Genomic DNA, 15,849 nt, shown 5'->3' with positions numbered 1-15,849 from the left:
GGGTATAAAATATAATATTCGCAAAAATATTATTTTAAACCCTAAATTTAATAGGGTGTAAATAAAGTTTATATAGATTTGAATCGAACATAGCCTATAAATACCATTATTATGAAACAATTATTTACTTTAATCTTATTATTAACCTCAATAGTTTTAACTGCACAAGATAGTACTGAAGTATCTAACGGAAAGAAGTTCTCAATATCCGGAAGTGTAGATGCTTATTTTAGAACCAACCTCACAGGCCCAAACGAAGCTTTTGACAATGGAGATGGCCCTTATTTTTTAAATCCAGGAACATCTTTTGTAAATAGAAGCGGATTTAGTCTTGGAATGGCAAACGCTATCATTTCATATGAAGGCAATAAAGTAGGATTTGTAGCCGATTTAGTATTTGGACCAAGAGGTGAAGATGCCGTTTTCTTATCAACGGGCTCAAACAACATTATAAACCAATTATATATTTACTATAACGTAAACGTAAACGTAAAACTGATTCTAGGTAACTTCAATACGTTTTTAGGTTACGAGGTGATTTCACCCGTTGGAAATTTTAACTACAGCACATCTTATATGTTCTCTAATGGCCCATTTTCGCATTCGGGTTTAAAAGCAGATATCGCATTATCAGAAGATTTTTCTTTAATGCTTGCTGTAATGAACAGTACTGATTATACAGAAATCAATCTTGATGGCAGTTACACTTTTGGTGCTCAATTAGGCTATAAAGACCAATATTTGAATTTTATCTACGGCAACCAAACTGGGAATTCAGATCCTACTTTTCAAGTAGATTACACAGGAGGAACGGACTTAAATGATGATTTCTTCTTAGGAATTAACGCAACTTACAACGATACTGACGGAAGTGGTTTCTATGGTGCTGCATTATATCCGCAATGCACAATTTCCAAAAAACTTGATCTAGGATTAAGAGCTGAATATTTTGGTTTTCATTATAACCAGATTGACAGCGAAACGGTTATTGCAGCAACATTATCTGCAAACTACAAAGTAGATGATTTAACCATTATTCCAGAAATACGATTAGACAGCTGGAATGGTGAACTTTATTTTGATAACGACTTAGAGCCAACGAAAAGCTTAGCATCTTTTCTCGTTGCAGCAATATATAAATTCTAACTAATACTAAATACAATGAAAAAAGTTGAAGCAATAATTAGAAAATCCATGTTTTCTAAAGTAAAAAAAGCACTTCATGAAGTAGGAGTAAACTTCTTCTCTTACTGGGATGTTACAGGGCTCGGAAACGAAAAAGAAGGTCACGTTTACAGAGGTGTTTCTTATAGCACAAGTGACATACAAAGGCGATATCTATCAATCGTTGTTAATGACGACTTTGAAGAAGTCACTGTAAATGCGATACTAGAAGCTGGCTCTACAGGAGATGTTGGAGACGGCAAAATCTTTGTCTCTCATATCGAAGAGGTTTACAGAATACGAACAGGCGAAAAAGGAGGGCAAACTTTAAAATAAAACACATGGAATTACTTACGATAAATAATGTATGGATGATGATCTGTACAGCACTCGTTTTCTTTATGCATTTAGGATTTGCATTTTTAGAAATCGGATTAACACGTCAAAAAAACACGATTAACATATTATTTAAGAATATGTTTATAATTACTGTAGGGTTACTTCTCTATTGTTTAATAGGCTTCAATTTAATGTATCCAGGATTTGAATCTGGTGATTGGGGAATATTAGGATTTGCAGGATTTGGATTAGATGCACCAATGGCAGAAGGAGCTTTAGATTTAGCTTATAACGAAGGCTATACGTATTGGACAGACTTCTTATTTCAAGGCATGTTTGCAGCAACTGCAGCGACAATTGTTTCTGGAGCTGTAGCAGAACGTATGAAAATTGGACCTTTTATGATTTTTACAGTCATATATGTTGGCTTCATTTATCCAATTGCTGGCTCATGGAAATGGGGAGGTGGATTTTTACAAACTTTAGAAACACCATTTTATGATTTTGCAGGTTCTACCTTAGTACATTCTGTTGGTGGCTGGGCAGCATTAGTAGCTGTTTGTCTTTTAGATTCTAGAATTGGAAAATTTAAAGATGGAAAACTACAAGCAATTCCAGGCCACAATATTCCATTAGCAACTGCTGGCGTTATTATTCTATGGTTAGGTTGGTTTGGTTTTAATGGCGGCTCTGTTTTATCTGCCGACCCTGGACTAACGTCATTAACTTTAGTAATGACCTGCTTAGCAGCAGCATCAGGTGGTGTTGTTGCAGCCTTAGTCTCTTTTTTAAGATATAAAAATTTAGATTTAACAATGTTCCTTAATGGCATCTTAGGAGGTCTTGTTGGTATTACTGCTGGCGCAGACCAAATGAGTCCGACTGATGCTATTCTTATTGGAGCAATTGCTGGTGCGATTATCGTATTTGCTGTATCATTAATTGATAGACTTAAATTAGATGATCCTGTTGGTGCAATCGCAGTGCATTTAGTATGCGGTATTTGGGGAACACTTGCCGTTGGAATCCTTGGAAACCTTGCCGGAGGAGCACAATTTTTAAGTCAACTTATTGGTGTAGCTTCTTATGCCGTTATCTGTTTAGTATCTTCATTTTTAATATTGTTTATTATGAAGAAAATAGTCGGTATCAGAGTCTCAGAACGCGAAGAATTAGAAGGTCTAGATGCACATGAGCATGGAATGGATGCGTACCCTGACTTTAGATTAAATGAACATTAAATATTTTAAATTGATTGTTTAGATAATTAGTTGTTAGTTAAAATCGTCTAAGTAATTTTCTTAGGCGGTTTTTTTATACAAAAAAGCCCGTCAAGTTATTTAACTGACAGACTTATAATTTTTATTAAAATAACTTATGCTGAATTTCGACTTGCATTGATATTACCAAACAAAGATCTAGTTACCATCTTTTCAAAAATCTTCATCTGCTCATCATCTGGTTTTACTCCAGATTTTTCAAGCTCTTGAATCTTCTTCAATGCATATTGCTGAATCGTTAATAATGGCAATACAATAGATTCTCTTACAGCGATAGAAGCTTTACCAGCAGGTTCTTCTTGCATTAATTCTTTGTAACCCGTTAACTTTAATATTAAACGTTTTGATGTTTCGTATTCATCATGAATAATAGTCCAGAATTCACCATACTCAGAATCTTCTGCCATATATCTTGTTAAGTCAAAGAAGGACTTAGATAAGGACATCATACTATTCTCAATTAATGTCTTAAAGAAATCTGATGTTTTGAATAAAGTTTGCACCTTTTCAAATTCACCAGCATCTTCATAATGCTTTAAAGCTGTACCAACTCCGAAAAAGCCAGGTACGTTTTGCTTTAATTGACTCCAAGAGCCTACAAAAGGAATAGCTCTTAAATCTTCAAATACTAATCCTTCTGCTTTACCACGTTTAGATGGTCTACTTCCAATATTTGTTTTTGCATAATACTTTAATGTACTCATGTGCTCCAAATACGAAATGAATTTTGGATGCACTTTAAAATCTGAATACGCCTTATAGCTACGCTCCGATAAATCTGTCATTACATCTCTATTCTCAGAAAGCATACTTAAATCTGAATCACTAAGACTGTTATGAATACCAGAACTTATCAATTGTTCAAGGTTATATTGAGATGATTCTAGAGTCCCGAAATTAGAACTAATAGTTTGTCCTTGTATTGTTAATTGTACTTCTTTATCCTCAATCGTTGGTCCAAGAGATGCATAGAAATTGTGAGTTTTTCCACCACCACGCGCAGGAGGTCCTCCACGTCCATCAAAGAAAATAACTTTGATTCCGTATTCTCTAGACACTCGTGTTAAATTCTCTTTAGCTTTATATATTGCCCAATTAGCCATTAAATAACCACCATCTTTAGTCCCATCACTAAAACCAAGCATTATAGTTTGCTTATTTCCTCGTGATTTTAAATGCGCCGCATATTCTGGATTAGTATATAACTCTTCCATTACTTTAGGCGCATTTTCCAAATCTGTAATAGTTTCGAAAAGAGGACCAACATCAACTGTTAATCTATCTTGAAAGGCAACTAACTTCAACATTGCAAATAATTGCATAACATGCAATGTTGTTTGATTGTTACTTATGATATAACGATTCGCAGCCTTTTCTCCATTATTATCTTGAATGGTTTTAATGGCTTTCATCGTTTTTAAAGCTTTTAAAGTTTCTTCATCTTTTATTAAAGATAAATCTACTTCTCCTTTTACTTTAGATAAAATTTTAACCTGTTCTTTTTCAGAAAGATCATGATAATTCTTTGGAAAAATAGGGCTTCCACTTTTGATAAGCGAATCCACTATATCATTAAAAAACTGAGCATGCTTTCTACTATCTTGTCTAATGTCTAAATTCGCAAAGTGGAATCCGAAAAGGTGAATTTTGTTTATAAGACTATTTACTTCAGACACATAAAGTGATTGATGCTCATTCTCAATTACACTTTTAATAACTTCTAATTCAGCTAAAAAATGTTCAGCAGTTAAATTAGAATTCTTGTTTGTTATTATCTTATAAAGTTCAGTTTCTAAAACTACAATTCTATCTTCAACACCATCAAAAGTTAACTTTCGTCTTAAACGACGTACATCTCTATAATAATTTTTAATAACTGTTTCGCGTAAGCGTTTGGAAACGTTCAAGGTGATTTCTGGAGTTACAAATGGATTTCCATCTCTATCACCTCCAGGCCAAAAACCGATATTAATAATATCGTTTTCAATTTGCTTACCATCAAATATATTTTGTTGAATATAATCGTAAATCGTTCCGAATGATTTATAAAACACATTTTCTAAATACCAGATCAAACTCACAGCCTCATCATAAGGTGATGGTTTCTTGTGTTTAAAGAATGGCGTTTTACCCAACTGTGCCAACAAGTCATTTATTCTAAGTAAATCATTCTCTCGAATAGCTTCCGTTAAATCAGTAATAATACCTAAAACAGAACCTGGATAAAACTGTGTTGGATGTGCTGTTAGTACAATTCTAACCTTAAACTCTTCAAGATATTTTTGAAGTGCTTCCATCTTATTGTCAGCAGTAGCAGATTCTTTTAAACTACGAAGCGTACCAATACCATCCATGTTATTTACAACAGGAAAAGCAGCATCTTCAATAGCATCAAATAAAACCACCTGACGTTCTATATATTGAATAAATCTGAACAACAAATTAATCTGACTCTGAGGTGATCTCCTTGCCTGATATTTTTTAAAGAATGTCTCTACAATCGTGGTAGGATCATCTTGATTTGAAAACCCTTTTTGACAAGTCTCGTGAAACAACGGCAACAGTGCTCCTGTTTTTGTTATCGTATCGAATGGTAAAGTCATGAATATACTGTTGTATATCTGATACTTTGACATTACATTTTGATTAAATCTTGTAAGTTTAGGCTGTGTTGGCATTGTAATTATTCTAGTTATAATACATAAAAGTAATGAAGTATTTTCAAAAGAAAACACTTCATAATAAGTATTGCGGATTCACCAAATAACCACTTAATAATTGCATATTCTCAAAAAGAAACCTATAAAATATAGAGTTTCAATAAAGCAATTTTAGATGATTGTAGATTGACCTAAATGAATATTCGTAAAGTTCATATTGCTATCCTTTGGATTATTGATATAGTCCTCAATAAACTCACCAACTTTACCTGTGGTAACATTATCGTATTTTGTATTAATATCTGGTGTTGCAATATTTAATTTGAGTGATTTATCAACAGCTTGTTTTATCAACTCTGCTTCAGCATGCAATTCAAAATGCTCTAACAACATAGCAGCAGACAAAATAGAAGCAATTGGATTAGCTATTCCTTTTCCTGTTGCTTGTGGAAATGACCCATGAATTGGCTCGAACATCGCATACTTTTTTCCAACAGAAGCCGAAGCCAACAATCCTATAGAACCACCTATAACACTTGCTTCATCACTAATGATATCACCAAACATGTTTTCGGTTAAAATCACATCGAACTGTTTTGGGTTTAATATCATTTGCATGGCTGCATTATCTACAAATAAGAAATCTAATGTTACATCATTATATTGCTCTGCAATCTCAGTTACTACTTTTCTCCAAAGCCTCGAGCTTTCAAGAACATTAGCCTTATCAACTAGTGTTACTTTACTTTTTCTGGATTGCGCAGCTTTAAAAGCTAAATGCGTAATTCGCTCAATTTCTTCGCGAGAGTAAACACATAAATCTGAAGCCATATTACCATCCTCGCTTAATTGCTTTTCTCCAAAATAAATACCTCCTGTTAACTCTCTATAAATACTAATATCAGTTCCTTCAATGATATGCCTCTTTAAGGGTGATTTATCAATCAACGTTTGATAAGCTTTAACTGGTCTTATGTTCGCAAACAAACCTAACCCCTTTCTTAGCTTCAACAGTCCTTGTTCTGGTCTCACTTTTGCAGAAGGATCATTATCGTATTTTGGATGACCAATAGAACCAAATAATATCGCATCTGTTGATTTACATAAATCTAAAGTTTTCTCTGGTAATGGATCATTGTGCTTATCTATCGCAATAGCACCAACATCTGCATTAGTGAATTTAAAATTATGATTGAATTCTGAAGCAATAGCTTTTAAAGCTTTTACAGCCTGATTTGTAACTTCTGGACCAATACCATCTCCTGGTAATACTGCTATGGTTAATTTCATTTGTATTAATTAGTATATTTTCTGAGCTTCAAAAGCTTCAATTTGTTCTTTATTGTTGACGAGGTAATCGATATCATCGTAACCATTAATCATACATGTTTTTTTGTAGGTATCTATTTCGAAATTCTCCAACGTATCTGATCCTACTATTGAAATGATTTGGTTTTCGAGATTTACCTCTAATTCTGTTTTAGGATTGGACTCAATTCTATTCATTAAGTCACTTAAAAAAGCTTGAGAAACCTGAACAGGTAACAACCCATTATTAAGTGCATTGCCTTTAAAAATATCAGCAAAGAAACTCGATATAACAACCTTAAAACCATAGCCAACTATTGCCCATGCTGCATGTTCTCTACTCGACCCACAACCAAAGTTATCTCCAGCAACTAAAATACTACCAGAAAATTTTGAATCGTTTAATATAAATTCTGAATTTTCAGAACCATCCTTATTATATCTCCAATCTCTAAATACATTATCCCCAAACCCTTTTTTATCTGTCGCTTTTAAAAAACGTGCTGGTATGATTTGATCTGTGTCGACATTCTCAATATTCAATGGAATTGCAGTTGACTTTAATGTTGTAAATTTCTCCATAGTATTTCCTGCGAAGGCAGGAATCTCTTTTTTAGTTATTATTTCTGTCTGGTCGAGCGCAGTCGAGACCTTATTGTTTCAAACCTCTCGACTGCGCTCGAGGGGACAACATTACTAATTCAAATGTTTAGTAATATCAATTATTTTCCCTTCTACTGCTGTTGCAGCTGCCACTAACGGACTCGCTAAAATAGTTCTTGACCCTTGCCCTTGTCGTCCTTCAAAATTTCGGTTTGATGTAGATACACAATATTCTCCTTGTGGAATCTTATCATCATTCATAGCCAAACATGCTGAACATCCTGGCTGACGTAATTCAAAACCTGCTTCATCAAAAACAGTTTTCAACCCTTCTTCTATAATTTGAGCTTCAACTTGCTTACTCCCTGGCACTAACCAAGCCGTAACATTATCGGCTTTCTTTTTTCCTTTTATAAAACCTGCTGCGACTCTAAAATCTTCAATTCTAGAATTAGTACAACTTCCTATAAACACAAAATTAATCGGCTTATTAATCAGGCTTTCACCAGCTTCAAAATTCATGTAAGCTAATGACTTTTTAAAGGATGGGTTTTCATCTACTGGAATTGTTTCAGAAATCTTAATTCCCATTCCTGGATTGGTTCCATAAGTCACCATTGGTTCTATATCTTCAGCATCGAAACTATATTCTTTATCAAACTCCGCACCTTCGTCTGTTGGCAAAGTTTTCCAATAAGCTACTTTCTTATCAAAAGCTTCTCCTTGAGGTGCAAATTTTCGACCTTTCACGTATTCAAATGTGGTTTCGTCTGGCGCAATCATTCCACCACGAGCTCCCATTTCAATGCTCATATTACAGACTGTCATACGACCTTCCATACTCATCTCCTCAAACACATTTCCAGCATATTCACAGAAATATCCTGTACCAGAGTTGGTTCCTAGTTTTGAAATAATATAAAGAATGACATCTTTTGGTAAGACGCCATTCTTTAATTTTCCATTAACGGTTACCCTTAAACTTTTGGGCTTGGTAAGTAACAAGCACTGACTCGCAAAAACTTGCGCGACCTGGCTTGTCCCTATACCAAATGCAATAGCTCCAAAGGCACCGTGAGTTGAAGTATGACTATCACCGCAGACCATGGTCAAGCCTGGTTGTGTCACTCCTAACTCAGGAGCCATTACATGCACAATTCCATTATATTTATGTCCTAACTCATATAATGTAATATTGTTTTTTTTACAATTTTCTGATAGTTGCTCTAATTGATTTCTAGACAACGCATCTTTAATTGGTTGATCTTGATTTAAGGTTGGAGTATTATGATCTGCTGTAGCCACAATCTGATTTGGTCTAAAAACAGGAATTCCGCGATCTTCTAATTCATTAAAAGCTTGCGGACTCGTTACCTCGTGGATTAAGTGCTTATCTATATACAATATCTGTGGACCGTTATCAATACTACTGACCACATGAGAACCCCAAACTTTGTCGAATAATGTTTTTTTACTCATTATGCTGAAAGAATTTCTTGATAAACTTTACTCGTCTCAATGATTTGATGAATATCGTTATCATTGATTTCTTTCTTTCTATCTGCAAAACTTAAAAAATTTGCATACACATCGTCTAATTGTAACTTCGTTAATTCATAACCTACATTTTTAGCTCTATACGCTAAAGCAGCACGACCACTTCTTGCTGTTAATACAATTGCAGACTCAGTAACACCAACATCTTTTGGGTCGATTATCTCGTAAGTTTCACGATTTTTAATTACACCATCTTGATGAATACCAGAACTGTGCGCAAAAGCATTTGCCCCAACTATTGCTTTGTTTGGTTGCGTATAAATCCCCATGCTATCACTAACCAATTGGCTCATTCCATACAACATAGATGTATTAATATTTGTATTTAAGTTTAGATATGGATGTTGTTTTAACACCATCACTACTTCTTCTAAAGCAGTATTTCCTGCGCGCTCACCAATACCATTGATTGTACATTCAATTTGTCTTGCTCCATTAATTACTCCTTCGATAGAATTTGCTGTAGCCAATCCTAAATCATTATGGCAATGACAAGATAAAATTGCTTTTTCAATACCTTTTACATTCTCTTTTAGATACTTAATTTTTGCACCATATTCACTAGGCAAACAATAACCTGTAGTATCTGGAATATTTAAAACAGTTGCTCCTGCTTTGATTGCCATTTCACATACTCTTGCTAAATATTCATTATCTGTTCTTCCTGCATCTTCTGCGTAAAACTCAACATCTTCTACAAACGATTTTGCATATTTTACAGCTGCATAAGCACGTTCTAAAATATCTTCTCTCGATGTTTTAAACTTATGAATGATATGTGAATTTGAAGTCCCAATCCCTGTATGAATTCTTGGTTTTACAGCATATTTTAATGCCTCTGCTGCTACTTTGATGTCGTTTTGCACCGAACGTGTTAAACCACAAACCGTTGCGTTTTTTATAGTTTTAGAAATCGCTTCAACTGATTTGAAATCACCTGGACTCGAGACGGGAAAACCTGCTTCAATGACATCAACGCCAAGAGCATCTAACTGTTCAGCGATGACAATCTTCTGTTCTGTGTTGAGTTTACAACCCGGAACTTGCTCGCCATCTCGAAGAGTTGTGTCGAAGATTTGTATATTGTTATTTGACATATATCAAAATATAGTTTAGTATTGTCTTACGAATTTATGTTTTGAATTTATCTAAAGACCTAAGCTTTGATTCGATTTTACGATGTTCAAAATCAAATATACACATTAAGTCGTTGATTATCAATTATATAAATCTATTTTATATTGACAACTAAAGACCAAAAAGATAATTTATTCTCTCTCGTAAAGTCATTGACTAAGTCTGAAAAAAGGCAATTCAAACTTTATGTAGGTAGACTTGGCGTGAATTCTGATTCAAAATTTTTAAAGCTTTTTAATCTTTTAGACAAGGCTAAGGATTATAACGAAGCTTTAATTTTAAAAACTAACATCGTTAAAAAAGCCCAACTAGCCAATGTTAAAGCTCACCTCTATAAACAAATTTTAATTAGCTTAAAGCTAAACCCATCACATCAAAATATACGTTCTCAAATTAGAGAACAACTCGATTTTGCTTCTATTTTATATCATAAAGGATTATACAAACAGAGTTTAAAAATCTTAGATAAAGCCAAAGAATTAGCCATAGTCAATGAAGAGAAAAATATGGCTTTTGAGATTGTTGAACTCGAAAAAATTATTGAATCTCAATATATTACCAGAAGCATTAGTAATCGTGCGGATGAATTGGCTGTACAAGCTAGAGACTTGAGTGCTCAAAATGTGATTGCAAGTAAACTATCTAACCTATCATTACAACTTTACAGCACCATTCTAAAAACTGGTTACGTTAAAAACGAGGAAGAAAGCCAAATAGTGACAAAATACTTTAATGATAGACTCCCAAAAATCAATCAAAAAAAAATAGGCTTTCGTGAAAAATTATGGCTCTACAAAGCACATTTATGGTACAGTTTTTTAATGCAAGATTTCTTAAATTGTTATAAATACGCTTCTAAATGGGTAGATCTTTTTCACCAGAACCCAAGTATGATTAACCTAAATCCTGTATTCTATTTAAAAGGCAATAATTATCTATTAGAATCTATTTATTTTATTAGAAATAAACCAAAATTTGTAAAAAAATTAGACCATTTTAAAACTACAGTTAATAACACAAAGTTTAATAAAGATGAAAATGTTTCTACGCTGATTTTTCTTTACACTAATTTCCATAGTATTAATCAACATTTTATTGATGGCAGTTTTGAAGAAGGTTTAGAATTGATTCCGCAAATTGAAAAAGAACTCATTTACTTTAAAGACAGAATCGATCCACACCACAAAATGATTTTTTATTACAAGTTTGCAAGTTTGCACTTTGGAGCAGGTAATAATAAGGCTTGTATAAAATATTTAGATAAAATTATTTCTAATAAATCGCTCTCTATGCGCGAAGATTTACTCTGTTTTTCTAGAGTTTTAAATCTTGTTGCGCATTATGAAGCAGGATTAGATTATCATTTAGAAACACTTTTAAGAAGTACTTATAAGTTTTTAATAAAAATGAATGATTTACACGAAGTGCAAAAGGAAATGATAAAATTTATTAGAGGCCTTCAAGATATTTATCCTCATGATCTTAAAAATGCGTTTAGAGATTTATTAGAAACTCTCAAAACTTTTGAAGACCATCCTTTCGAACGAAGAGCATTTTTATATCTTGATATTATATCATGGTTAGAAAGCAAAATTGAAAACAAACCTGTTGGGCAGATTATTCAGAATAAATATCTAACAAAATATGCCCCTTGATTTTCTGAATTTCACAAAAAAAGCATAAAACGTAAAATAAATTTGGATATTAAACTTTTGTATTGCAATATTTGTACTCACAAAGTTCAAACACTTACTGAAATGTTATCAAGAAAGGTGGAGAGATAGACTCGACGAAGCCTTAGCAACCCTTAGACTTACTAAGAAGGTGCTAAATTCTACTTGAAAGCGCAAGTCATTTTTTGCAAATTCGGATAGATAACTCAAGACTAATTACTCATCAGTAATTAGCATTTTCTTTATAACATTTTTCTATTAAGTACGCTTCTAACGAGGCTTATTTGGCTTTTGGTTTAATCATTATTAACTCAAAAACTTAGAAAAATGAGTACACAAAAATTTGCAACACAAGCGTTGCACGCAGGACACGACGTTAGTCAAACAGGAGGAACAAGAGCTGTTCCTATTTATCAATCTACAGCCTATGTATTCGATGATTCAGATGATGCAGCAGGAAGATTTAACCTATCCGTTCCAGGGTTTATTTACACACGATTAAATAACCCAACCAACGATATTTTAGAGCAACGTTTAGCTGCTTTAGAAGGTGGAATTGCTGCTGTAGCAACAGCCTCTGGAACAGCCGCTATCTCAACAACTTTATTAACGCTGTTAAGAGCAGGCGACCATATCGTTGCTTCAAACAGTCTGTATGGTGGAACCTACAATCTTTTAAGTGTTACACTTCCAAGACATGGAATTACGACCACATTTGTTGATCCTTCTGACCCAGATAATTTCCAAAAAGCTGCACAAGAAAACACAAGAGCCATTTTTATAGAATCTCTTGGAAATCCAAAACTCGATGTTCTTGATATTGAAGCGATTTCTATCGCGGCAAAAGCACATAAAGTACCCTTAATTGTTGATAATACAGTAGCAACTCCATACTTACTCAATCCGATTGAATACGGAGCAAACATTGTCATTCATTCGCTTACAAAATACATTAATGGCAATGGTACTTCCCTTGGAGGAGTAGTTATTGACGCTGGCACATTTGACTGGGCTAATGAAAAATTCCCTGAATTTACAGAACCTTCAGCTGGTTATCATGGTTTAGTTTATAGCGAAGCTATTGGCGCAGCTGCATTTATTGCGAAAATCAGAATTGAAGGTTTACGAGATTATGGTGGTGCATTGAGCCCGTTTAATGCATTTCAAATTATTCAAGGATTAGAAACTTTAGAATTAAGAATTCAGAAACACAGCCGGAATGCACTTGAATTAGCCAAATGGTTACAAGAACAACCAGAAGTGAATTGGGTAAATTATCCAGGGCTAGAAAGTAGTAAATACAATAGACTGGCTAAAAAATACTTACCAAATGGACAAAGTGGTATTGTAACATTTGGAGCAGATGGAGGATTTGATGCTGCTAAAACAATCGCGGATAAAACGAAAATATTCTCTTTATTAGCGAATATTGGTGACACAAAATCACTCATTATTCATCCTGCTAGTACGACACATCAACAATTAAGTGACAAAGCACAAGAGACTACTGGTGTTACAAAAGACCTAATCCGTTTATCTGTTGGAATAGAAAATATTGAAGATTTAAAAGCCGATTTAAAAGATGCCTTTGCTGTTGTAATACAGAAAAAGGTGATTCTAAATTAGCCTTTATTATTGTTGTTTAGTTAAGAAACAGATGCCTTATTAAATAGGCATCTGTTTAATATTCTCAAATTCAAAAAAGATAAAAATGAGTGATTTAAAATTTAGTATATCTGGGGAAAGTTCTTCAGCAACACAATTTATAGGAAAAACAAGGCAATTCACCTTAGTAGTTGATGAACCAGAAAGTTTAGGTGGTACAGATGAAGATGCCAACCCTGTTGAATATATTCTAGCAGGTTTTGCCGGTTGCGCAAATGTTATTGGGCATGTTGTGGCAAGAGAGTTAGGTTTCACGATTAATAATTTAAAAATCGAGGTTTCTGGAGAATTAAATCCCGAACGATTTTTAGGGTCATCATACGACGAACGTGCAGGTTTTAAAACCATAAGTCTCAACCTTGTTCCGGATACTGATGCAAGTATAGAAACCTTAACAAAATGGTTACAAATTGTTGAAGAAAGATGTCCTGTTAAAGACAATCTTCAAAATAAAACGCCTGTGACTATTGCGGTAGAAAAAGAGTACAATACTTTATAAACTTCTAAATCATGAAAAATTTAAAGTATATAAACGTTTCAAAACACAGGATCGAAAACGGTAAGACGATTGATGTTTTCTTGTCTTACCAAGTTTTCGGTAAAACTTCACAGGATGCACCAATCGTTTTGGTTAACCATGCACTTACTGGCAACTCAAATGTTATTGGAGAAAATGGCTGGTGGAACGACTTAATTGGAGAAAACAAATGTATTGACACTAATGAATATAAAGTATTAGCTTTTAACATTCCAGGCAACGGTTATGATAATAATAGTAAAAGCCTAATTGATAATTATAAAGATTTTACAGCTAGAGATATTGCAAAATTATTTGCAATAGGCTTAGAACAACTAAAAATTGAACAACTTTTTGCCGTTATTGGAGGATCTGTTGGAGGCGGAATTTCTTGGGAATTAGCAGCATTAAAACCAGACCTAATCGAACATTTAATTCCTGTGGCAACCGATTGGAAATCCACAGATTGGTTAATTGCCAATTGCCATATACAAGATGCAATTCTAAACAATTCTAACAAACCTCTAGCTGATGCAAGAATGCATGCTATGACTTTATACCGCACACCAGAATCATTAACGCAAAAATTTGACAGAACTAAAAAAAACAATACGCTTTTTAATATTGAATCTTGGTTGAATTATCATGGAGATAATTTAAACAATCGTTTCAATTTGTCTGCTTATAAAATGATGAATCAAATATTAAGAACAATAGATATTACCAATGGAAGAGGTGATTTTTTAGAAGTCGCTTCAAAAATTTCTTCGAATATTCATATCATTACTATTAATTCGGATTTGTTCTTTAAAGCAGAAGAAAACTGGAATGCTTTTGTAGAATTAAAAAGCAAAAAAGAGAATGTAAACATTCACGAAATAAAATCTATTCATGGACATGACGCTTTTTTAATTGAATTTGATCAATTGGCAAGGTTCTTGAAACCAATCTTTAAAGTTAACATAAACACATTAGAATCCATTTCCAAATGTGTTGCTTAAGTTAATGTGCTATTAATCATAAGCCCGAACATAACGTTTGGGTTTTTTGATTTATTTAATTCGGGAAGGAGTTTTATCTTTTATCCTCTTAAATATTCTATTAAAGTTAGAAATATTCCTAAAACCAGACATAAAAGCGATTTCTGCAATACTGTAATCGCTTTTCTCTTTTAATAAATTAACCGCTTTTTCAATTCTAAATTCATTTAAAAATTGAATATAAGTTTTGTTAGTTCGCTTTTTAAAATACTTGCAAAAAGCCGTTTTTGTCATGTTGGCGACTTTGGAAATTTCGTTTAAAGTAATATCATTAGCATAGTAATTAAACGTGAATTCAAACACATTTCGCATACGATCACCTTCAATATTACTGTATTTTTTATCATATACAAATGAAGATAAACTTGTGTAATCAGATTCAACCATTCTATTGAGTAGTTGAAGCAAAATTATAAATCGATTTATTTTTGAAGTCTTTTTAAGTTGAAGAAATAAAGCCCTCAATTCTTCAAGATTAGAATTTAGTTTAAACCCATATTTTGAACGATCAAAAAAAGACTGAACCTCATTTAACTCTTCAAGATTAAAAAATAACCTTCCAAAAGACTGCTCTGTAAAAAATAGAGTCAGCATATGTGATTGCATATAGGATTCTGAATCACTCTTAAATACATGTGGAAGATTGCTTCCTATCACTAAAACATCTCCTGTTGTATAATTATTAATTGTATCACCAACAATCAATGTTCCTTCTCCTTCAACAATAAAACTCAATTGTATTTCTTCATGTTGATGCAGCTTATCATAAAACACATCGACCTTATCAACTTGATAAATAAGACCTCCTTTTTCTGGTTTTGGTACTACAAATGGTAAAACCTTCATTTGACACAATTATTTAATATTATTCAAAAATACTATTATATTCAATATATTGGATAATAT

General features: G+C 33.2%; 13 protein-coding genes and 1 riboswitch. Of the genes, 7 read left to right on the top strand and 6 right to left on the bottom strand.

Annotation, left to right across the window (positions count from 1 at the left end):
* Nucleotides 1-111 precede the first annotated feature (111 nt).
* Genes QZZ53_RS14140 through amt form a run of 3 tightly spaced genes read left to right on the top strand, consistent with a single transcriptional unit; the run spans nt 112 to nt 2,744 of the window.
* A complete protein-coding gene (locus QZZ53_RS14140) occupies nt 112-1,146 on the top strand; it encodes an outer membrane beta-barrel protein (RefSeq protein ID WP_296385841.1) in 1,035 nt (344 codons plus the stop codon).
* A 15-nt stretch (nt 1,147-1,161) separates the two neighbouring features.
* Nucleotides 1,162-1,500 (top strand): P-II family nitrogen regulator, encoded by a 339-nt coding sequence (locus QZZ53_RS14135; protein WP_296385838.1) that lies wholly within the window; start codon nt 1,162-1,164, stop codon nt 1,498-1,500.
* Nucleotides 1,501-1,505: 5 nt separating this feature from the next.
* Complete coding sequence (gene amt, locus QZZ53_RS14130) at nt 1,506-2,744, top strand: ammonium transporter (RefSeq protein WP_296385836.1); 1,239 nt, start codon at nt 1,506-1,508, stop codon at nt 2,742-2,744.
* A 134-nt stretch (nt 2,745-2,878) separates the two neighbouring features.
* Here amt and QZZ53_RS14125 read toward each other — a convergent pair whose 3' ends face one another.
* The 5 genes from QZZ53_RS14125 to QZZ53_RS14105 all read right to left on the bottom strand — a co-directional run bounded on the left by QZZ53_RS14125 (nt 2,879) and on the right by QZZ53_RS14105 (nt 10,008).
* Nucleotides 2,879-5,461: a phosphoenolpyruvate carboxylase gene (locus QZZ53_RS14125; protein ID WP_296385833.1), complete on the bottom strand. Its 2,583-nt coding sequence runs from the start codon at nt 5,459-5,461 to the stop codon at nt 2,879-2,881.
* 153 nt (nt 5,462-5,614) lie between these two features.
* The gene (leuB, locus tag QZZ53_RS14120; RefSeq protein WP_296385831.1) at nt 5,615-6,733 is read right to left on the bottom strand and encodes a 3-isopropylmalate dehydrogenase; all 1,119 of its coding nucleotides are present in this window, start codon (nt 6,731-6,733) and stop codon (nt 5,615-5,617) included.
* A gap of 9 nt (nt 6,734-6,742) precedes the next feature.
* Nucleotides 6,743-7,333, bottom strand: coding sequence for a 3-isopropylmalate dehydratase small subunit (leuD, locus tag QZZ53_RS14115; protein WP_296385829.1), 591 nt, complete (start codon nt 7,331-7,333; stop codon nt 6,743-6,745).
* Nucleotides 7,334-7,447: 114 nt separating this feature from the next.
* Nucleotides 7,448-8,833 carry a 3-isopropylmalate dehydratase large subunit gene (gene leuC, locus QZZ53_RS14110; RefSeq protein ID WP_296385826.1) on the bottom strand — a complete coding sequence of 462 codons (1,386 nt, stop codon included), beginning with the start codon at nt 8,831-8,833 and terminating at the stop codon, nt 7,448-7,450.
* Nucleotides 8,833-10,008, bottom strand: a complete 1,176-nt coding sequence (locus QZZ53_RS14105; RefSeq protein WP_296385824.1) for a 2-isopropylmalate synthase — start codon at nt 10,006-10,008, stop codon at nt 8,833-8,835. The genes leuC and QZZ53_RS14105 overlap by 1 nt, the downstream gene beginning before the upstream one ends.
* Nucleotides 10,009-10,152: 144 nt before the next feature.
* Between QZZ53_RS14105 and QZZ53_RS14100 the strand changes: the two genes are divergently transcribed.
* The 4 genes from QZZ53_RS14100 to QZZ53_RS14085 all read left to right on the top strand — a co-directional run bounded on the left by QZZ53_RS14100 (nt 10,153) and on the right by QZZ53_RS14085 (nt 14,904).
* Nucleotides 10,153-11,703: a hypothetical protein gene (locus QZZ53_RS14100; protein WP_296385822.1), complete on the top strand. Its 1,551-nt coding sequence runs from the start codon at nt 10,153-10,155 to the stop codon at nt 11,701-11,703.
* 102 nt (nt 11,704-11,805) lie between these two features.
* A riboswitch (SAM riboswitch) is annotated at nt 11,806-11,929 on the top strand.
* 119 nt (nt 11,930-12,048) lie between these two features.
* Nucleotides 12,049-13,347 carry a PLP-dependent transferase gene (locus QZZ53_RS14095; protein ID WP_296385820.1) on the top strand — a complete coding sequence of 433 codons (1,299 nt, stop codon included), beginning with the start codon at nt 12,049-12,051 and terminating at the stop codon, nt 13,345-13,347.
* A gap of 85 nt (nt 13,348-13,432) precedes the next feature.
* The gene (locus QZZ53_RS14090) at nt 13,433-13,885 is read left to right on the top strand and encodes an OsmC family protein (protein WP_296385818.1); all 453 of its coding nucleotides are present in this window, start codon (nt 13,433-13,435) and stop codon (nt 13,883-13,885) included.
* An 11-nt stretch (nt 13,886-13,896) separates the two neighbouring features.
* Nucleotides 13,897-14,904 carry an alpha/beta fold hydrolase gene (locus tag QZZ53_RS14085; protein WP_296385816.1) on the top strand — a complete coding sequence of 336 codons (1,008 nt, stop codon included), beginning with the start codon at nt 13,897-13,899 and terminating at the stop codon, nt 14,902-14,904.
* Between the two features lie 51 nt (nt 14,905-14,955).
* Here the strand turns inward: QZZ53_RS14085 and QZZ53_RS14080 are convergent, their stop codons facing one another.
* Entirely contained in the window at nt 14,956-15,789 is an 834-nt protein-coding gene (locus QZZ53_RS14080) for an AraC family transcriptional regulator (RefSeq protein WP_296385814.1), read from the bottom strand.
* Between the last annotated feature and the right edge of the window lie 60 nt (nt 15,790-15,849).

This window comes from Winogradskyella sp., assembly GCF_016744625.1.
Taxonomy (GTDB): domain Bacteria; phylum Bacteroidota; class Bacteroidia; order Flavobacteriales; family Flavobacteriaceae; genus Winogradskyella.
The sequence above is the reverse complement of the archived record's forward strand: the minus strand, read 5'-3'. Positions and strand labels throughout refer to the sequence as shown.